Annotated in this window: 14 protein-coding genes; 3 read left to right on the forward strand and 11 right to left on the reverse strand. The window is 48.9% G+C overall.

The features are described 5' to 3' along the window. Positions 1-28 precede the first annotated feature (28 nt). The 3 genes from nuoF to nuoD are packed head-to-tail and all read right to left on the reverse strand — an operon-like array spanning position 29 to position 3,295. Entirely contained in the window at positions 29-1,417 is a 1,389-nt protein-coding gene (nuoF, locus tag JIN82_RS02390; RefSeq protein WP_200310042.1) for an NADH-quinone oxidoreductase subunit NuoF, read from the reverse strand. 25 nt (positions 1,418-1,442) lie between these two features. Further along, a complete protein-coding gene (locus tag JIN82_RS02395) occupies positions 1,443-2,003 on the reverse strand; it encodes an NADH-quinone oxidoreductase subunit NuoE family protein (protein WP_200310043.1) in 561 nt (186 codons plus the stop codon). A 44-nt stretch (positions 2,004-2,047) separates the two neighbouring features. Further along, a complete protein-coding gene (nuoD, locus tag JIN82_RS02400; RefSeq protein WP_200310044.1) occupies positions 2,048-3,295 on the reverse strand; it encodes an NADH dehydrogenase (quinone) subunit D in 1,248 nt (415 codons plus the stop codon). A 740-nt stretch (positions 3,296-4,035) separates the two neighbouring features. Here nuoD and JIN82_RS02405 point away from each other — a divergent pair. Then, a complete protein-coding gene (locus JIN82_RS02405; RefSeq protein ID WP_200310045.1) occupies positions 4,036-5,244 on the forward strand; it encodes a transposase in 1,209 nt (402 codons plus the stop codon). 28 nt (positions 5,245-5,272) lie between these two features. Here the strand turns inward: JIN82_RS02405 and JIN82_RS02410 are convergent, their stop codons facing one another. Together JIN82_RS02410 and JIN82_RS02415 are read right to left on the reverse strand one after the other, a co-directional pair. Beyond that, positions 5,273-7,015 carry a DUF4091 domain-containing protein gene (locus JIN82_RS02410; RefSeq protein WP_200310046.1) on the reverse strand — a complete coding sequence of 581 codons (1,743 nt, stop codon included), beginning with the start codon at positions 7,013-7,015 and terminating at the stop codon, positions 5,273-5,275. Between the two features lie 193 nt (positions 7,016-7,208). After that, positions 7,209-8,105 carry a hypothetical protein gene (locus JIN82_RS02415; RefSeq protein WP_200310047.1) on the reverse strand — a complete coding sequence of 299 codons (897 nt, stop codon included), beginning with the start codon at positions 8,103-8,105 and terminating at the stop codon, positions 7,209-7,211. Positions 8,106-8,276: 171 nt separating this feature from the next. On the opposite strand from JIN82_RS02415, the gene JIN82_RS02420 reads away from it, so the two are divergent. Next, entirely contained in the window at positions 8,277-8,984 is a 708-nt protein-coding gene (locus JIN82_RS02420) for an MBL fold metallo-hydrolase (RefSeq protein WP_200310048.1), read from the forward strand. 90 nt (positions 8,985-9,074) lie between these two features. On the opposite strand, the gene JIN82_RS02425 is transcribed toward JIN82_RS02420, so the two are convergent. Together JIN82_RS02425 and gnd are read right to left on the reverse strand one after the other, a co-directional pair. Continuing rightward, entirely contained in the window at positions 9,075-9,683 is a 609-nt protein-coding gene (locus JIN82_RS02425) for a YrbL family protein (protein ID WP_200310049.1), read from the reverse strand. A gap of 200 nt (positions 9,684-9,883) precedes the next feature. After that, the gene (gene gnd / locus JIN82_RS02430) at positions 9,884-11,314 is read right to left on the reverse strand and encodes a decarboxylating NADP(+)-dependent phosphogluconate dehydrogenase (RefSeq protein WP_200310075.1); all 1,431 of its coding nucleotides are present in this window, start codon (positions 11,312-11,314) and stop codon (positions 9,884-9,886) included. 561 nt (positions 11,315-11,875) lie between these two features. Between gnd and pgsA the strand changes: the two genes are divergently transcribed. Next, on the forward strand, positions 11,876-12,466 hold the full coding sequence (gene pgsA / locus JIN82_RS02435) for a CDP-diacylglycerol--glycerol-3-phosphate 3-phosphatidyltransferase (RefSeq protein WP_200310050.1): 591 nt from the start codon (positions 11,876-11,878) through the stop codon (positions 12,464-12,466). Between the two features lie 465 nt (positions 12,467-12,931). Here pgsA and JIN82_RS02440 read toward each other — a convergent pair whose 3' ends face one another. The 4 genes from JIN82_RS02440 to JIN82_RS02455 all read right to left on the reverse strand — a co-directional run bounded on the left by JIN82_RS02440 (position 12,932) and on the right by JIN82_RS02455 (position 21,771). Next, positions 12,932-14,344, reverse strand: coding sequence for a sulfatase family protein (locus tag JIN82_RS02440; protein ID WP_200310051.1), 1,413 nt, complete (start codon positions 14,342-14,344; stop codon positions 12,932-12,934). Between the two features lie 149 nt (positions 14,345-14,493). After that, a complete protein-coding gene (locus JIN82_RS02445) occupies positions 14,494-16,095 on the reverse strand; it encodes a sulfatase family protein (protein WP_200310052.1) in 1,602 nt (533 codons plus the stop codon). 408 nt (positions 16,096-16,503) lie between these two features. Further along, positions 16,504-18,204 (reverse strand): exodeoxyribonuclease V subunit alpha, encoded by a 1,701-nt coding sequence (recD, locus tag JIN82_RS02450; protein ID WP_200310053.1) that lies wholly within the window; start codon positions 18,202-18,204, stop codon positions 16,504-16,506. A gap of 12 nt (positions 18,205-18,216) precedes the next feature. After that, on the reverse strand, positions 18,217-21,771 hold the full coding sequence (locus JIN82_RS02455) for a UvrD-helicase domain-containing protein (RefSeq protein WP_200310054.1): 3,555 nt from the start codon (positions 21,769-21,771) through the stop codon (positions 18,217-18,219). Positions 21,772-21,782: the final 11 nt, after the last annotated feature.

Consider the following 21,782-nt stretch of genomic DNA (forward strand, 5'->3'; position numbering starts at 1 on the left):
TGAATTTACCCGTACTAGCTGGGTGAAATTAGAGATACTTCATCTGCTCGAGTGCTTCGGCAGATTTGTATTCGTTGTCTTCTGAGGTTTCAGCTACCAGCTCGTCGCGGAACTTGGAGATGATGGCTTCAACTGGCCATGATGACGCTTCACCAAAAGCACACACGGTGCGGCCATCGATCTGGTAGGCCACTTCCTCGAGTGTTTTGACGTCTTCTGGGTTGGCTTTACCACTGACGATACGGTCAGAGATTTTCTTCATCCAAGTAGAACCTTCACGACATGGCGTACACTGGCCACATGACTCGTGAGCGTAGAAATGGTTGAGGTTGTTAAGCACCCATGAAATCTTGCGTGAATCATCCATGACGATCACACCGCCAGAACCAGCCATAGAACCACAGGCTGCTACGGTATCAAAGTCCATGTCGATGTCCCAGAATGAGATCTCCTTGGCATCGTCGCCGCGGCCGATCTTGTAAGTTTCATCACAGCGCAGGATCTTAGCTGATGATCCACCAGGAATCACAGCCTTGAGTGTGCGACCGTCTTTTGGTCCACCACAGATGTCATTGAGCAGCTCGCCCATAGTCAGCTTGCCAACTTCCACTTCGTAGTAACCTGGCTTTTTCACATCGCCAGATACGCAGAGAATGCGGGTGCCGTTGTTGCGAGGTACACCTAGCTTGGCGTATTCTTCGCCACCGCGCTCGATGATGTGTTTGACGTGGCACAGTGACTCAACGTTGTTCACGATAGTCGGTGCCATGTACAGACCCAGAGCAGCTGGGAAATATGGTGGTTTAATTCGTGGGTACGGGCGCTTGCCTTCGAGTGACTCGATCAGGCCAGTTTCCTCACCACAGATGTACGCGCCAGCGCCACGGTGGACGTAAATTTCTAAATCAAATCCTGAGCCAAGAATGTCTTTGCCGAGGAATCCTTTGGCACGAGCTTCTTCGATCGCGGTCTCGAGGATTTCAGCGCCAGCTGGAAATTCCTCACGGATATAAATGTAAGCAACGTGAGCGCCAACTGAGAATGCTGAGATCACCATGCCCTCGATCAGCTGATGCGGATCTTGGTGAACGATGTAGCGGTCCTTAAATGTGCCCGGCTCAGATTCATCGCAGTTACAGATCAGGTAAACTGGCTTGGTATTGTTTGGTGGAATGAATCCCCATTTAACACCAGTAGGGAAGCCAGCACCACCACGACCACGTAGGCCTGAGGTTTTGACTTCTTCGCGAATCGCGATTGGATCCATCTTCAGTGCTGCTTTCAGCTGGTCGTAACCGCCGTCATTCATGTAGCACTCGATGCTTGGATCCCAGCCAGCACGATCGACGTTTTTGAAGATCATGCGGTATTCGCGTGGGTGTGGCTCTTTGCCAGGAAGGTATTGGACTTCGCTCATGTTCTTAGTTGGCAGAAGTTAAAAGTTATTTAGCAGGTGAGTTGTACTTCTCCATCAGCTCGGCAGCTTTTTCAGCTGGCACGTCTTCGTGGAAGTCGTCGTTTACAAGTACCACTGGGCCAGTGCCGCATGATGCGAGACATTCGGCAAATTCCAGCGACCAAGTACCATCTGGTGATACGGCGATCGGGCTGTGGTGTGGGTCACACTTCGAGCGGTCTGCTCCAGTGAGTTCTTCCAGCTTGTCCATCAGCTCAGCTGAGCCAGCCATGGCGCAAGAAAGCGTACGGCACACACGGATGTGGAATTTACCCGGTGCTGATTGGCGGAATCCTGGGTAGAAGGAAACCACTTCGAGAACCTGAATCGGCTCGATGCCTAGCTTGCTAGCGATCCATTCGATAGCTTCTGGGGCAATGTAACCAAACTTGTGCTGGGTATTGTGCAGAAGTGGCAAGACAGCTGAGCGCTTCTTGTCCTCTGGATATTGGGCAATGCGCTTATCTGCGGCCGCTTCAAACTCAGCGTCCACCGCGAATGGTGGAAAGTGCTTCTCTCCCGGTGATGGGGCGTGCTCTGCGTTCATGGAAATGGTGGAAATGGATTTGGCTCAGGTTAAAATGATGTCGATTAACGGTCACACTCGCCCATCACGAAGTCCAGCGAGCCGAGGATGGCTGGAACGTCGGAAACCGAGTGGCCAGGAAGAAGGTGAGAAAGGATGGATAAGTTACAGAAGGACGGGCTGCGAATATGCATACGGTTCGGCACACCACCTCCTTTTGAGTTGATGTAGAAGCCGAGCTCGCCCTTAGGGTTCTCCGCTGCAAAGTACACTTCGCCAGCTGGAGCGTCGAGGCCTTGAGTCGCCACGATGAAGTGGTGAATCAGCTCTTCCATGCTAGTAAGCGCTTTTTCTTTGCTTGGTAGGTAGTTCTTGTAGTCAGCTACATTCACTGGGCCGTCTGGCATGTTGGCCAGCACTTGCTTGATGATGCGTATTGACTGACGGATTTCCTCCATACGTACGAGGTAGCGTGCGTAGGAATCACCGTCTTCAGAAATTGGTACATCGAAGTCGTAGTTCTCGTAGCCGAGGTACGGGCTGTCTTTGCGCAAGTCACGAGCTACACCAGAACCACGAAGGTTCGGGCCAGTCAGACCCCATGAAATGGCGTCTTCCTTAGAAATGGTGCCAACGTCGCACATGCGGTCGAGGTAGATTTTGTTGCGGTCGAGCAGGCCAGCTGACTCTTCCAGCGCTACCAGACACTCGTCACAGAACTTGAGAAGTTCTTTGTCGAAGCCTTCTGGCATGTCACGCACCTGACCACCTACACGGGTGTAGGATGTGGTGAAGCGAGCGCCGGTAAGCTGCTCACACAGGTTGTAAGTTTTTTCACGCTCAGTGAAAGTATAGAGGAAAACGGTCATGGCACCCACGTCCATCGCGCAAACACCAACGCCGAGAAGGTGTGAAGCAATACGTGCAAGCTCACAGCAGAGAACTCGAATCGCCTGGCCACGTGGTGGCAGCTCCCAGCCCATCAATTTCTCCACCGAGCAGGTGAAGGCAACGTTGTTGGCTAGTGGGGCAAGGTAGTCGAGGCGGTCAGTGTAAGGCACGTACTGGTTGTAGTGCATGTTTTCTGCAATCTTCTCATCACCACGGTGGAGGAAGCCAATGTCTGGATCCGCCTTGGTGATTGCCTCACCGTCGAGCTCAAGTATGAGACGCAATACACCGTGGGTCGCCGGGTGGGATGGGCCCATGTTTAGGGTCATCTTTTCGCCGAGGAGATCCTGAGTCTCCGATTGGTAGTGATCCTGCGCGCGCGCCAGGGTGTCAGGAGCTTGATATTCTGTTGTCGTCTTCATAGAATTCGCCACGCGCTAAATGCCCGAGATGCCTAGGTAAAAGCAAGCACTTTGTGAAATTTTTCACAATGGGCACCAAGGGCAATTTCGTGGATAGTTAATTTTTCTTAAGTATAATGGGGGTTTGAGCAATTTTACCTGCCTGTAGAGCCATGGCTGATTTGCCAGTCACAACTTCGCCTGATTTCCCATAAGGTCAATTTTCCCGTCAGTTTCCGAGCTATCCCGCATTGCCTAGCCATCTCGTTCAGGGGTTTAGCAGCAAAATATGCGGAGTTTTCGGGCGATTGTCGTGCCTTGATTGCTCAAGCGCAGTGATTGGGCAACCGCAGTGATTGGGCAACCTATACCATCGGCGTTGCAGAACTGTACACCTCCGGATCTGCGCACTTCGTGTAGTCGAGTTGGTTCTGCTGCTGACCAATGGCTAAATGTGCTGCAAAGTGTAACGCTCGGTTATGCGGTTATGATAACTATAGTTGATTTAGAGATACCAAATCACGCTGAGGTGAGCATGTTCATGAAGGGGGGGGCGAATAGAAAAAATGCACGGCATTTTTGAGCGGTAATGGTAGCTAAAAGATGTACGGCATTTTTCAGATGCAAGCCACTGATTACGTGCGATATTGGTGATTATGAAATCTCCAGAATCAACGCAGAATCAACAAAAACCAGCGTAGCTAAAAGATGTACGGCATTTTTCAGATGCAAGCCACTGATTACGTGCGATATTGGTGATTATGAAATCTCCAGAATCATCGCAGAATCAAAAAAAACCAGCGGAAACGAAGCCGCTGACGCCGCTGCAGCTGGCGGATTGTAAAACGGGTTTTTCTGGTGGCGCGGCGGGCATGATTTGTGCGCCGCCGTCTGGCGGGCATGTGCGCATTGTTGGTGATGATCAGCACTCGTATTGTTATCATGTGATGAGCCGCACGGCGGGTGGAGATTATCTGTTTGGCGACCAGGAAAAAGAAGCGTTTTTACGCATCATGTGGCGCATGGCGCGCTTCTCAGGCATTAAGATCCTGACTTATTGTTTGATGGATAACCATTTTCACTTACTCATTCGCGTGCCTAGCAGGGTGAAATTCAATGCCAAATTTGAAGCCTATGAGTCACAAGGTCGGCCAGACGAAAGACCGTCGCAAACCAAGCAGCAAGGGGAAGAGCGGCTGATCGAGCACTTACGAACGCTGTATAGCAAAGCGTACATCAGCCAGCTACGAGCCGAGCTGGCGCACATGCGCTCCAATGGCATGGAGCGCTATGCTGATGAGCAACTAACTAAATACAAAGAGCGATTTTGTAACTTAGAAAAATTCGTTAAAGAACTCAAAGAGCGCTACAGCCGATGGTATAACAAAACTCACGGAAGGCGCGGCGCGCTTTGGATGGGCCGCTACAAAAGCGTGTTGGTAGAATCTACTAACAAACCAGTCGAACACGAAACCGGTGAAGATTTCAGCGCGCTGCATGCCATCGCCGCCTACATCGATCTTAATCCAGTTAGATCGGGCATCGTTAGCGATCCAAAAGACTACCGCTGGTGCGGTTACGCCGCTGCGCTAGCTGGCAGCAAACGCTGTCGCTACGGGCTCTGCGAGGTGATGCGTGTGGCGCAAACCAGCTGGAAGAAAAACGCCCATCGTTACCGACTCTGGCTGATAGAAGATGCTGCCGTCACTGATGAAAATGCCAAATCCCAGCTAGAAAATGAACGTGCTAGAGAGGGCAAAATCTCTCCCGCTGAGCTACTGCGGCACAAAATAAAATACTTCACCGACGGCGTCGCCATCGGCGGCAAAGCCTTCATCAACAATCAATTCAGAATTCACCGCAAAAAATTTGGCAAGAAGCGCAAGCAAGGCGCCAAGGCAATTTCGCCAGCTGGAGAGTCGACTAACTCTATCTACTCGCTCAGGCACTTCGTAGACGGAAGTGCCTGAGGTAGTATTGGTGAAGCTAGCTGTGTAATTACTCAGGCAAGGCATCACGCACGAGCTCTGCGAATGAAGCTTTGGCTTCGTTGAGTGGCGTGGTGAAGTCTTTGGCTGTCTTCTTGTCAATGTTGACTAACTTATCGAGTAAGTTGTCTAACTTTTTGAGTGACTCTTTTCCTGCGTCACCTTGGTCGGCAAAGATCTCGCGCACGATGCGGATCTTTTCGAAATCCTGAATGCCTTCACGCAACCTTTCAAATCGCACGGAGCTGCGTGCGCCTGGGTAGATGAGGAAACAATCGCCGCTGAGCCAGTCTTTGCGTAGGTAGTCGGTGGACATGAATGGATCCTCTGTGTAGCTGCAAAGTGCCCAGCGCAGAATACCATCGTATCCTTCGGCCGCAGCATTCCAAGCTAACCAGGTGCTTTCAGCTGGAGGGCTAAAGGTGAATGTATTTGGGCGCACTGGGTTGCAGCAGACGTAAAAAGTACTTTTTTTGTTATCGTTAGATCGAGCTCGGTTTAACTCGCGGTTAGCATCAAATTCAAATGCATAGCTATAGTCTTGCACTCTATCAATGATGTCAGTTAGGTTGTGATCAGCTGCTAGGGCGATTTTAAATTCAGGGTCGACTTCGTCTACCAGCTTAATGACCTCTTTGAGTGCGCGCAGCGGGCGTTCATCCATAGCGATGGTGGTGATATCAAACCAGCCTTTTTCTTTTAAGTGTGCTGAGAATGATTTGAGAAATGGTTTCCAAAAATCGGCATATTCAGGGGTGCCAGGCTTAGCTATGATAGATGTGTACTCGCCGCTCGTTTCGTCATGAAAGAAGAACTCGTTATTCCATGGAACCATTGAATAACAATTAATCTGCGAGGTGATGCCACATTGCATGCCAAACTCGACATAACGATCAAACAGAGAATAGTTGTAGCTCCAACTACCGTCGCTGTGACGTGTTGGATTTACCATTGGGCCAAAGGCGTCGAGTGTCTGTTGCCCCCAAGGACGGTTAATCAAACTTACCGTTAGGCATTTTTGCCCCGCATCAGCTGCTAGTTTGAGTACAGCCGCCATTTTTTCCCAGTGAGCTGGTGACCACGGTTCTAGTGCGTGAACGCGAGCTACTGCCCACGGGTGCTGCCAGAGGTCGAGGTGGAATGACCATTGGTCGGGCTTAGGTAATAAGAGAGGAAGTACTTCAAGCTCGAGATTGAAAGAAACTGACTGACCTGATTTGGCGATTGCCTTCAGCTCACCTGTATAGGTTCCCGGTTTGGCGTCAGCTGGCACATTGATGCTTAGCCAGATTGGACGTGAGGTTCCAGCTGGAATACGGATAGGTTTGTTAGGCTCTAAAATATCACCATACAGAGCACCCGCAGCCATGGTGTAGCGAACGTAGCTAGGAGTAACACTCTCAGCTGGGATGATGTCACCATTGGCATTTTTTAAATCCGTCGCGCTGAGCACAACATCGCGCTGGCCTCTACCAGTCCAGGTGACAAATTGCCCGTGCACTCGCTCTCCGCGCCAAGCGCTAGCCGACCAATTGAGCTCATTTTCCAGCTGGGGAAATGAATCTCTAGCATAGCGTTCATCTATAGAGCCTACTGCGCCGGCGAATGCTACCTTCTTAACTTCTTCAGTGAGCTTGATTTCATCAATAGCTTTGGGCTCACGTAGCGGTTTTGCCTCGAGCGCTAGCGGTGATGCGAAAATGAGCAGGGCAAGGGCGGGAAGCCATTGGTGATGAATTTTTCTTAACTTCATGATGGTTCGTAGGATACGCTAGGAAATTCCTTTATGTCACACAGATTGCGATTTTGTCAAAACTTAGCCAAGAGGTAAACAAGCGATCAAATCTGCACGGTCATGATGAGCTGACTAGTTAGGTGTGTACCATGCAGAAAAAAATCCAGCTAGCTGAAGAAAGCTAGCTGGATGGCAGATCGATGCTAACAGTCTATCGATTTCTTCTAAGCAGGAAAACTAATGAAGAACACCAGAGGATGATGATAGATGAGGGCTCAGGAATAGCGCTTGCTGGGACTGCGGCAACAAAACCAATACTGCTTTGGTTGCCATTATCGCCAACGTAGTCGCCATCAGTTAGCGTGGTGGCTCTGAGAATGGTGTAGCTAGAAGACGAAGTTAGGTTAATGTGGTACTCGGGGTCTTCCTTTGCTAGTGTTATAATATGAGCGTTATTGAAGGCGAAATCAAAACCTGAAAGGACGGTTGGTCCATTTTGCTCGTCGCTGGTGATGATCTGGTCTCCGTTCATCTCAACTACTTCACTAACGGTACCTCCTGCAACTTGATAGACTTCTTGGTTGTGTAAGTTTTTGATAGAGCTGCTAGGCTGGTAGTTCATCGATGATATGCCGAGCTCTAATGAGGCAGCTGTGCCGGTACCCGCGGCCCAGTTATTATCATCGGCGTTGAAGGCGCCAACGTTGTAGCTTCCTTGCACGTAGAAATTTAAGATGATGCCAGCTGTCCCTGTGCCGCCGTTATTTTGATCTTCTAGCGCTGAGTGGAAATCAGCTGAGCCATCGGCATTGATCAGGAAGGCGTTATTTGTTGTGGATTCATCATTGTGAGTCGCATTACTATTGTCATCTGGGCCGTTAAGTAATGTTGTCGAAGAATGCAAAATAACCTCAAAGTCGTAGGTGACATTGTCCACTGTCACGGTGCCAAAGTTAATTACCTTGCCGGCGTCATTTTCCATGAACTTGCCGTTAGCGGCATTGGTAACTGCCGAATCTTGAGTCCAACTCAGGGTGCTAGCCGCTTGCGCGCATGTGGGAAATATCGTCAGGAGGATGGCTATTTTTTTTAACGATAATGGGTGCATAGAATATATTTATAATATGAATTCACTGCAACGGTCAAACTTTGTTTTAATCTAAGTTTACTAAGCTTAACGACTTGCATCTTATGTGGTGTATCAACAATGCCGAAGTTGATGATATTTTTCTCATAGCTAAATCTGGTGAGTGAAGAATTCTATGGCTAACATATTTTTGTGAGCGGGAAGAGCCAGTTGATAGATAACGATCTGATTAGGGTATCTTCCTATGGTGTTAGCTTCTATGTGTTAAAAGGTGATCATCAACTCTACTTGATAGATAGCGGGTTTATTGGCGGGGTTAAGGCTTTGCGTATGGCCTTAAAAAATCATGGATGGGGTGATTTGCCGCTGGCTGGAATTTTGCTAACGCACGGGCATCTTGATCACATTCTCAACGTGGTGGAGGTAGCTGCTGCATATGGAGCCTGGGTTGCTGCGCCGCGGCTAGATCTGCCTAACTACCGTGGTGAGGGTAGCTATGGTGGTTGGGCAAAAATTACTGGCTGGCTCGAGGCTACGGGCATGAAGCTATTTGGCTTTAGCGGCTTTGAGCCCGATCGTTTATTGGACGATGGAGATCAGATAGATGTTTGGGGCGGTTTGAGTGTGGTGCATTTTCCTGGCCACACGGCGGGTCATTGCGGCTATTATTGTCACGCGCGCCAATGTCTTTTTAGCGGCGATTTATTTGCTAGTTTTGCTGGTGGTTTTAGCCATTTGCCTCCAGCCATTTTTAATCAAAATACAGCGCTTGCTAGAAAAAGTATCCACACAGCGCTAGAGTTAGATATTCAAGCGATCTATCCGCACCATTGTGACACCACTGATGGAGAGACGCATTTGGCGCGGCTGGTGCAGCTGAGTATGCTGCCCAACAAGTGATAAGGTTAGTTGGAGCTCGGCAAAATGCTCACGGGCTATCAAGCTCTCCGCGGCGCAGTCAGAGAGCGTTGATCTAGCTGATTAGCTGGCTTAGAGTTTATCGAGGATGCGCATGAGGGGAGCATTATCTGAGTGTTCGTTGCGCAGCTTTTTCTCGAAACGAATCCAGCGGCGGTGGATTTTCTTTTGCGCTAGGAAGTCGATATAATTAGAGATGGGAATAAGGTCGAGGTTGCCAATATTGTCGATCACGCTGAGGCGGAAAATCCCTTGTTCATTTTTCTGACAGACAATATTTCCAGGATCTAATGTTTTGGTGATGATGCGCTGGCTGGCTAGATAATCTCTGAACTCGTATAATAAAACGCGCAGTTCGTCATAATGCGCTGCAGTGATTTCACTTTCGCTGATGTAGTATTCTAGAGTTTTCGAAACTTCATCATCGTGATCAGTAATGAGTTCAAAGACTGATGCTGGGCCCATATCTGTGATCACATCTCCGTGGTAGCGAGATAACATTTCCCAGCTGATATTTCGTTTCTCGAGATGTTTGTAGTAGCTTTTTTCGCGAATGACTTGTCGCGAGTTTTCACTGCCATCAAAGACGATTTTCACACATAGCTTGTTGTTTTCAGGATGGCGATAAACCTCTCTGTGGTTGCCCTTGCCTATGTAGCTTTTTTTATCAATCGTGATCATGGTATTTGTTTGCTAGGGGGTATCTTTTATTGTTTTCTATGCTGTAATATGCACGCGTTCAAACATATATTTCCGCATCTTGGTGTGCTGGCTGCTAGACTCTAGCTGGCACAAAAAAAACCGTCAGCCGCTGTGAGCGACTGACGGTTTCTAAATAATCCAGCAGGCTAGATTTGCCAGCTGGAAGTTAGATTGTTGGATTAGCTGATAAGCTCAGGCCAATCTTCTGTGTGGAAGAATTCGCCTTCTGGCTTGTCAGTACGCTCGTAGGTGTGGGCACCAAAGAAGTCACGCTGAGCTTGCAGCAAGTTAGCTGGAGTACGCTCTGCACGGTAGGCATCGTAGTAGCTGAGTGAGCCACCGAATGAAGGAACTGGGATGCCGTTAGTAGCAGCGAGGGCTACGACTTCACGCCAGTCTTGTTGGCCTGAGTTGAGGATCTCAGTGAAGAATGGAGCAAGCATCAGGTTAGAGAGGTTTGCGTCAGCTTCATAGGCTTCGGTGATGCGGTTGAGGAAGCGTGCACGGATAATGCAGCCGCCACGCCAGATGCGAGCGATGGCGCCGAGGTCGAGATCCCAGCCTTGCTCTTTGCCCACCTTAGTGATGAGGTCGAGGCCTTGTGCGTAGGAGACGATCTTAGATGCGTAGAGTGCGTTGCGAACTTTCTTAACGAGCTCAGCTTTGTCCATCTTGAGGTCGAAGTTCCAGTTATCTGGTCCCTGAAGGATGCCAGATGCTACCTTACGCTGGTCGCGCATGGATGAGAGGATACGAGCTTCTACAGAACCTGCGATGGTTGAGAATGGAACTGCTTGCTCAACTGAACCCATAACGGTCCAGCGGCCTGTGCCTTTCTGGCCAGCTTTGTCAACGATGAGGTCAACGATGTCTTTGCCAGTTTCAGGATCTTTTTGTTTGAAAATGTTAGCTGTGATTTCGATGAGGAAGCTCTCGAGGTCGCCTTCATTCCATTCGGTGAAGATGTCTGCGAGTTCTTCGTTGGAGAAGCCAGCTGCTTTGAAGATGTTGTAGGCTTCGCAGATGAGCTGCATGTCGCCGTACTCGATGCCGTTGTGCACCATTTTCACGAAGTGACCTGCGCCACCTTCACCGATGTGAGTTACACATGGTACGCCGTCAACTTTAGCTGAGATAGCTTCGAAGATTGGCTGCATGACTTCCCAAGTAGAAGCTGGGCCGCCTGGCATGATTGATGGGCCTTTGAGTGCACCTTCTTCTCCACCTGAAACACCAGCGCCGATGAAGCGGAAACCTTTGTCAGCGAGATATTTCTCACGACGTACAGTGTCTGTGTAAAGAGTATTGCCGCCGTCGATGATGATGTCACCTTGGTCGAGCAGAGGAATGAGTGATTCGATCACTGCGTCTACTGGGCCACCAGCTTGAACCATGATCTGAATCTTGCGTGGGCTAGCGAGGCTGTCGACGAAGTCTTCGAGGGTTTCTGCGCCGTAGAGGTTCTTGTCTTTGTTCTCAGCGATGAATTCCTGAGTCTTAGAAGTTGTACGGTTGTAAACAGAAACGCGGAATCCACGAGACTCGACGTTGAGAACAAGGTTTTGGCCCATTACTGCGAGGCCGATCAGTCCGAAATCAGATTTTTCCATAAGTTGAATAGTTGCTGGTAATGCGGCGGCATTATTCATGGCTTGCCATCAGGATCAACAGGAACTTTACATAATGACAGAAAATGCATTTAAGTTATTTATTTTAAAGGGTTTGCTTGTCAATTTTGACTTCCTGCTGTGTCATAATCCAGCTGGAAATGGGTAATAATTCTCAACATTTGACTCATGCTGACCATGAATTTGTGTCAAACTACACGACTTGATTTGATTGAATTAGCTGATATTCACGCTGTCGTTGAGTGGTTTTATGGTGAGCTTCAGCTGGCGTGGAAGTGGTCGTTGTGTTGTTTTTTCTTCACCTAGACTGGCGAAATATGCATTTCTAAAAAATTCAGCCACCAGCTGGCTGCTAACCTTAAGCTAAATGTGACTCGCTGCGAGCTGTGGGCGGGGAGCTGCTTGGCGTATTATTTTGCACGGCGGCATACCTGAGTCATTGAGCCTATGATGAGCCATGCGAGGTAGTTTCAATTGACGGCGATTTTTAAGAAACTATTCATTGTAGAAACATGTGAGCTCGACCATAGTTCGCCCGCCGAGATGAATTTGCCAAATACCATCACCTTGCTCCGACTCGTTCTGACAGCTATTTTCTGTCTGGCTGCATCCTATCCAGGGAAGATCGGTTACGCGATTGCTCTGATTACCTTCGTGATTGCTGCCATCTCCGACTTTTTTGACGGCTACCTTGCGCGTAAGCTCAATCTCGTCACCTCCATGGGCAAATTGCTCGACCCTCTAGCTGACAAAATTCTCGTCTGTGCGGGATTTGTTTTTCTCACTGCGGCAAACCTATGCCCTGCGTGGATCACTGCCTTGATCTTGTGCCGTGAATTTCTCGTCACCGGTATCCGCCAGATTGCTGTAGAAAAAGGTACCGTGATCGCTGCTGATAAACTCGGTAAGTGGAAAACTACCTTCCAGCTGACCTACGTCATCACGCTGCTTGTTCACCTCATGCTGCGTGAATATTCCGAGTTTAATTGGTTCTTTGGATTCTTCAACTGGCTCAGCCAGCCGACTAACTTCCTTGTGCCGACTTCACTCTGGTTAGCGGTTATCTTCACCGTTTACTCTGGTTATTCCTACTTCTGGAATGCCCGCGACATGATCTTTGATCGCGACCAGTAAGATGACTTGTCAGAAACTGCGGCTTCTTCGGTGATATAATAATCTTCCGTCAATCTTTGTCGCGAACCGTCTCTAGCTGGAAATGTTCTCTAGCTGGAAATGTTCTCTAGCTGGAAATGTTCTCTAGCTGGAAATGTTCTCTAGCTGGAAATGTTCTCTAGCTGGAAATGTTCTCTAGCTGGAAATGTTCTCTAGCTGGAAATGTTCTCTAGCTGGAAATGTTCTCTAGCTGGAAATGCTCTCTCTAGCGGGAAATGCTCTCTCTAGCTGGAAATGCTCTCTCTAGCGGGGAATGTTCTCTCTAGCGGGAAATAGGAGCCTGGTAGATTAGCTGAACTCCTAGCTGTGATGATCTGGCGTATTTCTCAGGTAAGAGGACGCCTCAGCTCTAGCTAGAAAACAATAAAGCGCGAGCCGTATGACGGCTCGCGCTGGGAAATTAGAGGGGGGAATGTAGGACGCTGCTTACTTCTTGGCAGTGCCTTGTATTTTGTCAGTCTCGTTAAGTTTATCGAAGTCCTTAATGTCTTTGCACAGAGCTTCGACGATTTCAGGGAATTGATCAGCAATGTCATTTTTCTCTTCCATGTCTTTGCTTAGGTCAAAGAGCATTGGCTTGAGATAGTAGTCCTGGTCGTAGAGTGGCAGGTCTTGCTTTCTCACTTTGCGGCCAAGGCGTTTTTCAAGTTCAACAGCTGATGTCTTGCGGTTCACTGGCCAGTGCAGCTTGTATTTGCCTTTGCGAGTGAAGTGGCCGCTTCCCGCGCGCCAGAACAACTGGTCGTGTGGTGCACCTTTGATTTCACCCTTCAGGTATGGTAGCAGATCTTTGCCGTCATAGTCGCGGTCAGTTAGCATTTCGCCCTTCGCTGCAGCGATGGATGTTGGGAAAATGTCTAAGTTAGACATCATGCCGTCGAAGGTAGTGCCAGCCTTGATTTGGCTAGGCCACTTGATCGCAAATGGCATGCGCACGCCGCCTTCGTAATAAGAGGCTTTGTTGCCGCTAAATGGTGGGTTCATGCGTTGGCCTGTGCCACCGTTGTCATTAGTTAGGAAAATAAGTGTATCGTCTGATAGGCCGAGTTCGTCGAGTTTGCTAACGATTTTTCCAACCTGCGCGTCAAAGCCTACAACCATGCCATCATAGATGGTGTTAGCTTTCACATCATTGGTGCCAAGCTTCTTGTCCCATTTGGCTTTGTTGTAAGGTGTACCTGGAGGCAGGTATTTTGGGTCCACGTCTAACGGGGCGTGCACGTTGTATGGTGCAAAGTAGATGAAGAAGGGTTTGTCTTTGTTGCGATCGATAAACGATACCGCTTTGTCTCCCAGCGCATCTGTGAGGTAACCTTCACCCTTGGCTTCGACGCCATTTTCGTAAACACCTTCCCAGTTGAAGTAGCCATTGCCGCCACCGTAAAAACCGAAGTGGTAGTCAAAACCACGTGCTGCTGGCCGGAACTCTTCATTCACACCAAGGTGCCATTTACCAAATGCCGCTGTGGTATAGCCTGATTTTTTCAGCTGGCGTGATAGAAATACCTCGTCGGTAGAAACACCGTGGCGAAGCTCGACCGCCTCTTTGTCATTGCCTGATAGAGTTTCATAGTGGAAGCGTGATTGATATCTGCCAGTAAGCAAACCGGCGCGTGATGGGGCGCAAACGGCGTGTGTTGCGTAGGCTTGATTGAAGAAAACACCGTCGTTGATCAACTTGTCAACGTGTGGAGTCTTGATGTTCTCATTGCCAGTGTAGCTGTAGCTGGAGTATGAAAGGTCGTCAGTTAGAATGACGATGATGTTCGGCTGTTTGGCTGCCGATAGACTGGCCGCGCAGACGAGTGCGGACAAACTGATCAGTGTAGTTTTGTTCATGGTATTGTGGTGATCTAGCTCACTAGTTCAAGTGAACGATTTGGTTGTTAGGTTGGTTGGTGTTGCAAATGAAAATAGCTAACGAACACGATGTGTCCGTTAGCCATTGCTTCCATTTACATTGGATGAGTATTTTTATTTAGAGCTTATTATTTGCTCTTTTTGCTTTTCTTGCTCTTAGGTTTAGGTGCTTCGAGAGCTTTTGGTGGCCAATTGTTCATCCAGTCCAGTTGTGGCCATGGATAGTTAGCATTAGTTAGCTCGGCACCATCTGTAGTGCGGCCTCGTGTCACAACCTTTGTTCCTGCAGCGAGAATGCGCTCAACAATCTCAGGGTTTTGGTCAAAGAGGTTCTTTTTCTCATACGGGTCTTCTTTGATGTTGTAGAGCTGACCGGTACGTGAATAGGCTTCAAATTCTACACCGAAGCTTTTGTCTGAGTAGGTGTTACCACCGCTGCCTGCATTTGTGAGGAGCTTCCAGTCGCCTTGGCGGAATGCTAGATCTCCTTTAGAGCTGCGGTAGGCATAAACGCGTTGGTTATTGCCAGGAATTTCTTCACCGCGAAGCGCTGCTGCAAAGCTGAAGCTGTCTGGTAGGTCGTCAGCTCCGTATGTTGCGCTGGCGAGTTCGGCACAAGTAGCTGGCCAGTCAACTAATGAAACAACTTGGTCAGAAGTGGTACCTGGCTTGATGACTGCTGGCCAGCTAACGATAAATGGCACGCGGTGGCCACCTTCCCAGTTGTCGCGCTTAGCTCCAAGCAGTTTGCCTGAGCTATCGTGGCCTGTGGTATTACGTGTACGGTACATGTTGCGCTCAGGTCCGTTGTCGGAGCTGATGAGTACTAATGTATTATCGTTAATGCCTGAGTCTTTAAGTGCCTTCATTACGCGTCCAACATGGTAGTCGCACTCGATAACAAAATCACCATATTTGCCAACTTCACTTTTCCCTTGGAATTCTTTGATAGGGACGTGTGGTGAGTGTGGTGAGTTGAATGGCAGATAGATGTAGAATGGCTGCTTTTTATCGTGGTTTTTAATGTAGTCGATAGCACGGTCAGTTAGGTCACCCATAACAGCTTCATTGCTCCATGTGCTGGTACCTGGACCAGGGCGGCCAAATGCAGAGTTAGGGAAGTCAGCAGATGAAAGCATCTTGTCTGGAACTTCAGTCGTGCGGTCATTTTCAATATAAACATATGGCGGCATGTCTAGGCTGGCAGAAATACCAAAGTAGTAATCAAAACCAACTGAGGTAGGGCCTCCTGTAATTGGAGCTTTCCAGTCGATGTTCTCCAAGCTCATTTTGTTTTTACCTGCTTCACCATCTTTCACAGGCCAGTTCATGCCAAGGTGCCATTTACCAAACATGGCAGTTTTATAACCAGATGATTTTAGCACTGAAGCCACAGTAGCGCGGTCTGACTCTACCAAGTTTGGAGAGAATCCGCCGAGTACGCCTTGCTTAAGTTCTGTACGCCAGCTGTAACGACCAGTTAGTGCTGCATAACGACTTGGTGTACAGGCAGCAGCTGAACAGTGACCGTCGAGGAAACTAAGGCCTTCGCTGGCAACTTGGTCAATGTTAGGAGTTTGGATTTTTGACTCAGAGCTTAATGAGCTGATGTCGCCGTATCCAAGGTCATCAAAAAAGATGAAAACGATATTAGGTTTCTCTTGAGCGCTTGCTAAAAGCGGCATTGAGCAGATTCCTGCCAATAATGAGTTTTTAAGAGCTTTTTTCATTTGTGTTGGAGTTAGTATGATTTGCTAGCAATGATTGATTCCTTAGTTGGCATTGGTAGATGGCTGTTGATAGAGCCAGTTTACTTATAACAACTGAGGGGTAGAGCTTGTACTTTGGTAATTATGTTGGTTTTACCAAAGTAAATGATTTTGAGATACGCTGGCTGGTGAGACGTTTTTTCATATCCAGTCATTTTATTAAATTCCGGTGCTAGGGTTTCTGTTTGGTTTGGGGCTTAGTCGTCTGGTTTTGATTGATATTGAGATGGAAGAATGGCTTCGCACACCTGCTTGATGTGTCATCGAAATCGACTAGAGACAGAAAAAATCCAGCCATTCGAAATGGCTGGATTTGTGCAATGAGGACTATAATAAAGTCGACTAAATCTATTTTATGTATTTTGTGAATTAGTCGATTTGTAGCATGGGTGCCAGGCCGCTAGCTCGGTTGACTTTTTGTTCGATGGCAAATTTGAAGTGCCGCTCACTCGTCCATAAATGGGCATGATTTTTTGCACGGCTCAGGCCTGTGTACATCAACTCGCGGCTGAGCATTGGAAAATCATCCACAGGGGGTACGATCATCAAGATGTTATTATACTCGGATCCTTGCGTGCGGTGAATGGTTAGAGCCCATGCTGTCTGGTGTTTGGGCAATCTAGCTGGGTCTATCGTTCTCACTCCATCTGCGGAACGTAATACGATCATGAATTTCCCAGGCTTGGTTGGGTCTGGCAAACAGAGTCCTGTGTCACCGTTGTATAAGCCTAACTGGTGGTCGTTCTGGCCGATGATGATAGAGCGTCCAGCGTACCATTCTCTCTCGGTATTGATGCCGGCCTGATAGAGGGCTCGATCAACTGCGGCATTGACGGCAGCTACGCCATATGGGCCACGGTGAATAGGCGTCAGTATACGAAATTGATCTATCAAATCCAATTTCTCAGCTGGCAATAGCGAGGTGTCCTGAATCACTGGCAGCCAAAACTTTTCAACCCAAGGAGTGAGCTTGGAAATCAGCTGATGGGGGACTTTTTCATGGCTGATAGATCCAGCGTCGTTGGTATGACCAGCTAGCACCGTGTCCCACGCTTCATTGGCCTCGCCGTCGCGGATGGCTTCGCAGCAGGCTTTGACTGGGCCACTCGTACGATAGCTCTTTTGTAGAGTGACACAGTTAGCTGAGACGCAGCTTGAGCCGTCTTCTGCAGCTGCCATCAGATCTGCGAGTACGGTGCCGACTTGAATGGACGAGAGTTGGTGTTGATCGCCTAACATGATGATGCGGGCGTTGTCAGGAATGGCATCTAGCAGGCGCTTCATTAATGGTAGATCAACCATAGAAGCTTCATCGATGATGACTAACTGTGTCTGCAGCGGATGGTTCGCGCCATGACGAAATTCCAGCTTGCCGGGTCGGTAGCCGAGTGCTCGGTGAATGGTAGCGGTTTCACTTGGTAGCTGATCTAGCAAGGTGCTGCTGATCTCACCTGTGGCTTGGATGTAGTTGATTCCCGAGAGGATGGACTGGCGCAGTCTATCAGCCGCTTTCCCTGTAGGTGCTAGTATCATGACCTGTTCAGGTGAGGTGAAGGCGGCTGCACTTTTCAGCAAAGTTAGAATTTTCACCACCGTGGTCGTTTTGCCTGTGCCTGGGCCGCCAGAGATGATGGTTAGGCGGCTCTTCATGGCTAGCTCTGCGGCTTTTCTCTGGTAATCGACTTCACCATCTAGCGGTGGAAATAGTTTGTCTAGCAATGTGGTTTCAACATCTAATGCGCTAGTTGAATCTTGCTGGCTGAAGGATCTGAGTTTGGCCGCTAGCTGTGACTCAAAGTGGTAATAGCGTCTTAGGTAGAGCCTATCCTCTGCGAGTACTAGCGGCGAGAACCCAGCACCAGAAGAAACGGCGCTGCCATCTTTGTCGCAGGCTAAGGCCTCGCGGGTGTGTTGTTCATCAAGTTCTTGATGGGCAAAGTATTCAGCCAAATTGAGGCATGACGAGCCAGCGTCAACTGCACGACTGAGGTCGGCAAAGAGCGTGTCGAGTTGGTGGTTTTCGACGCGATGTTCGCGGCTGAGAAATTTTGAAAAATGGTCGGCTAACATAGTGGTTTTTTGTTAGTTTAAGGCTTCGCGGAGGGATTTTAAACGGGCTGGCGTAATGCGATCGCGGAATACACCAGAGCCTGCGTCGTCAGGGTGAGTCGCTCTGAGGAAGACGTAATAGATGTCGCCGAGATAATTAGCCGGATCGTAACTATCACCGAGCTTGCTCTGCAGGAAACGGTCGAGCGCCAAGGCGTAGAGGTGGTATTGCAGGTAGTAATGGCTTTTTGCCATAGCGTCGGCAATGGTTGCTGGGTCGCTATCAGCTAGCTGGTTTGTTTTCCAATCAAGTATGTGATAGCGGCCATTGTGCTCGAAGATCAAATCGATGATACCTTCAAGGTAACCATCTAACTCGCGCTGGTTGATTTTCTGCAAACTTTCAGGATAGTAGTTAGGCATGCCTTGTGGGCTGTCAGTTGCCAGCACGCCAGCGAGTTGGCGTAGTGAGAAGTTTTTGCCGCTAAGCAGGAAATCAGCTTCATTCAGTCGTTGGCTGTGGCTGATCTGTGCTAGCTGGAGATCCTCCGCTAGTTGGTGATTCATGAGTTTTTTAAGGTAGTCAACGATGGCCTCGATGAGCTCCTCAAGTTCATTGCCTGTCATGGCTTCTGGCCATGGTTGGTATTTATCGAGCTTGTTAGCGATGAGTGGGCGAATATCATCTAGCTGTTGAAAATTGCACTCTTCGAGGATCTCGTGAAAGACCAAACCTAGTGATGCGCCAGGGGTGAAATGGTTCCAAAACGCTGCTTGCTTCAGCAGCCCTGTGTTCGTGTTAGCATCCTGATAATCGTAGTCGCGTGTCTGGCTGTGCAGTCTACGGGTGATGCCAGTAAATGAAGTCGAGCGGTGGCTCTGCTTCACTTCGATAGATTTTGCTGAGCGCGTGCAGAGGTCTTCAGCTTGGCTTTCCTGCGGTTGAACTTCAGACCATTTTTCTATTTCTATAGTTTCATCACTGAGTTCTAGCAATTGGTGTTTTATGGTTGCGTGAGAATTGTCTTCTAGTGACTGGAAGTCAGTAAGTTCAGGTTGTTCTAGTATTTGGAATGCCGCGTGGGATTTGCCATTGCCTTCTCGCGAGTTCGCTGAACGATAATAGAAATAGCACAGTTGCTCCGCGCGTGTTAGGGAGACGTAGATGAGTCGGGCTGCATCAGCGAGGTCTTCATTGAGGCGCAGTTGTTGGATTTCTTCGTCTGATTTTCCATAAGGGGCAAATTTTGCCAACTGGCTTACCGGGTCGTGATAGACTTTGGATAGCATCTTGTCGGCGACTTTCGAAAAACACGGGAAGGGAATAAATACGATTGGGTACTCCAGACCTTTACTGGTGTGTTGAGTGAGGATTTGTAGCGCCGCTGTATCGCTGGAGATCCGCAGTTCTAGTGTTTCGCTATCAATGTCACGTAGCTGACCTTGAATGGCTTCGTTTAACCAGCCAGTGAGCCCTTCGGGTGACAAGTGGTCAACGCGTGACTTTTCATCTAAGACTTCAGCTAGATGGAGGAAGTTTGTTAGCCTGCGCTCGCCATTGTCTAATGAGAGGAGCTGTTTGTGGATGGAGAATTTCTGACTCAGCTTGAGCAGCATCGGCATGAAGCCGCTGTCTAACCAGGTTTGTTTGAGGTTGAGAAAAACAGCAATCCATTCGTTGAGAGCATCCGTATCCTCTTCGTCCAGAGAGTCGGGGAAGAGCTTGCCGCAGCCTAGTGTGGGTGTGAGCAGTGCTAGACGGCTTAGCCCGTGGTCACGTGGGTTGAGCACAGCGTTGATGATAAACATCAGCTCTTTGGCTTCGTTGCTTTCTAGCAGAGTTGTACGTGTGTTGAGCGTCGCAGGGATATTCAGTTGGCTCAGCGCGTTGGCTACCATCTGCCCTTGTTTGGCGCTGCGCACCAGAACTGCTATTTCTGGCGCGGTGATACGCTCGTTAGAGTGGTCGTGTTTGGGGTTAATGTCACCCCATGTTTTGTCTAGCAGCGCGCGGATTTCCTGACACAGGTCGTCTAAGATGAGTTGTTCGGAGGCATCGCTTTTTTGCGCACTGCCATCGATGACTTTGAGTTGCAGCGCTGGGTAGCTTTCATTAGCTGGCGGTGTGGAACCATCTTGATCTGGCCAGCTAGCTGGGATGAAGTCGATTTTTTTGTTAGTTAGGAACGGGTCGTCACTCTGGGTAAAGAATTCATTAATCGCGTGGATCATGGCTGGGGTCGAGCGATAGTTAGTGCTCAGACTGTATTCATGATCAGCTTTTTCTTTAGCTGCTAGATAGGCAAATACATCAGCGCCGCGGAACTTGTAGATCGATTGTTTTGGGTCGCCAATGATGTGTAGGTAGCCAGCTGAGTGATGAAATAGGCGCAGGAAAATTTGGCATTGTTCCGGGGACGTATCTTGGAACTCATCAATCAGAGCTGCTTGATAGCGCTGACGGATAGCTTGTTTGATCGCTTCGCTAGCTGGGCTGTCATCGTGCAGAATTTTATAGAGTCTAGCAGTGATATCGCCGTAACCTTGTACGTTGAGTGAGCTTTTTAGCTGATACAGGGATTTGCTAACTTCCCTGTGAATGTGGCCAAGGAAGGCGGACCGGTAGGCTGCCTCGCTGACGCGGCTGACTTCTTCAGCTAGCTGGAAAAATGACCACAGCGCATTTTCTTCCAGTGCATAGCTTTTGCCTTTGCCAAAGCGAGCTGAGTCTTGCAGGTAGCTTGCTGATAGGCAGGCGATGGTTTCGTGGTCAAATTGTGGTTTGCCTCTATCGGCTAACAATTCTTGCAGGCAGCCAATATGTTTAAGCTCTCCTTTGAACTTGCGAAATGGTTTACCAGTCTTTTTGTAGGCAGCTGGAGGCGAGCTAATGAATGCTTCCACAGCTTCGATGTTTTTTTCTAAGCTGGAGATGAATTTTTGCCACAGCTTGATGAACTGGTTTGGTGACTGCGAATACGCTGGATCTAGCTCGGCTGAGGCATTTTGTTTGGTCTCGTTGAAGAATGAACGAGCAGCCTCAAAGTCGACCGCAGCGTCGAAAATGGCTAACTCGTCAGCGCTTTTAACATAAACAAACTGGCGCCAGTAATCGCGCAGCGCGGTATCTATCAGCGCGGATTCATCGGGCATGAGTTCAGAGGTGAACAGCGCGTTAGACTCGAATGCAAACTCTCGCAGGATGCGCTGGAAAAACCCATCAATGGTGAAAACCGAGCTGCTATCAAAGGTGCAGAGTGCAACTAGGAGTTGTCTCTGGGCATGTGCGCAGAAAAGTTCGCCGCGATTATGCCATTCACTAACGAGGTCGTTGAAATCTTCAAATTGCTCTGGGTTTTTCAGCTGGCTGTAGCACTCGCGTACTAACTCTTGCAGACGGCCAGCGATTTCAGCAGTGGCAGCACGGGTGAAGGTGACCACTAAGGTATTTTCGATAGGAATATCTAGCTCGACGAGTTGGCGGACAACTAGGCGAACTAGTGAATAGGTTTTGCCTGTGCCGGCACCAGCCTCAAGCAGCGTGAGCCCTTTATCAATCGGCGTATGGATTGGATCAAATGCGTTCATGTTCTAGCTGA

The organism is Persicirhabdus sediminis, assembly GCF_016595495.1.
In the GTDB taxonomy this organism is placed as follows: domain Bacteria; phylum Verrucomicrobiota; class Verrucomicrobiia; order Verrucomicrobiales; family Akkermansiaceae; genus Persicirhabdus; species Persicirhabdus sediminis.

Excerpts from the sequence above, each read along its gene's own strand:
- JIN82_RS02445 (WP_200310052.1), bottom strand. The coding sequence starts at position 16,095 with ATGAAAAAAGCTCTTAAAAACTCATTATTGGCAGGAATCTGCTCAATG.
- JIN82_RS02405 (WP_200310045.1), top strand. The coding sequence starts at position 4,036 with ATGAAATCTCCAGAATCATCGCAGAATCAAAAAAAACCAGCGGAAACG.
- JIN82_RS02415 (WP_200310047.1), bottom strand. The coding sequence starts at position 8,105 with ATGCACCCATTATCGTTAAAAAAAATAGCCATCCTCCTGACGATATTT.
- JIN82_RS02410 (WP_200310046.1), bottom strand. The coding sequence starts at position 7,015 with ATGAAGTTAAGAAAAATTCATCACCAATGGCTTCCCGCCCTTGCCCTG.
- nuoD (WP_200310044.1), bottom strand. The coding sequence starts at position 3,295 with ATGAAGACGACAACAGAATATCAAGCTCCTGACACCCTGGCGCGCGCG.
- recD (WP_200310053.1), bottom strand. The coding sequence starts at position 18,204 with ATGTTAGCCGACCATTTTTCAAAATTTCTCAGCCGCGAACATCGCGTC.
- gnd (WP_200310075.1), bottom strand. The coding sequence starts at position 11,314 with ATGGAAAAATCTGATTTCGGACTGATCGGCCTCGCAGTAATGGGCCAA.
- JIN82_RS02425 (WP_200310049.1), bottom strand. The coding sequence starts at position 9,683 with ATGATCACGATTGATAAAAAAAGCTACATAGGCAAGGGCAACCACAGA.
- JIN82_RS02440 (WP_200310051.1), bottom strand. The coding sequence starts at position 14,344 with ATGAACAAAACTACACTGATCAGTTTGTCCGCACTCGTCTGCGCGGCC.
- JIN82_RS02455 (WP_200310054.1), bottom strand. The coding sequence starts at position 21,771 with ATGAACGCATTTGATCCAATCCATACGCCGATTGATAAAGGGCTCACG.
- JIN82_RS02395 (WP_200310043.1), bottom strand. The coding sequence starts at position 2,003 with ATGAACGCAGAGCACGCCCCATCACCGGGAGAGAAGCACTTTCCACCA.
- nuoF (WP_200310042.1), bottom strand. The coding sequence starts at position 1,417 with ATGAGCGAAGTCCAATACCTTCCTGGCAAAGAGCCACACCCACGCGAA.
- pgsA (WP_200310050.1), top strand. The coding sequence starts at position 11,876 with ATGAATTTGCCAAATACCATCACCTTGCTCCGACTCGTTCTGACAGCT.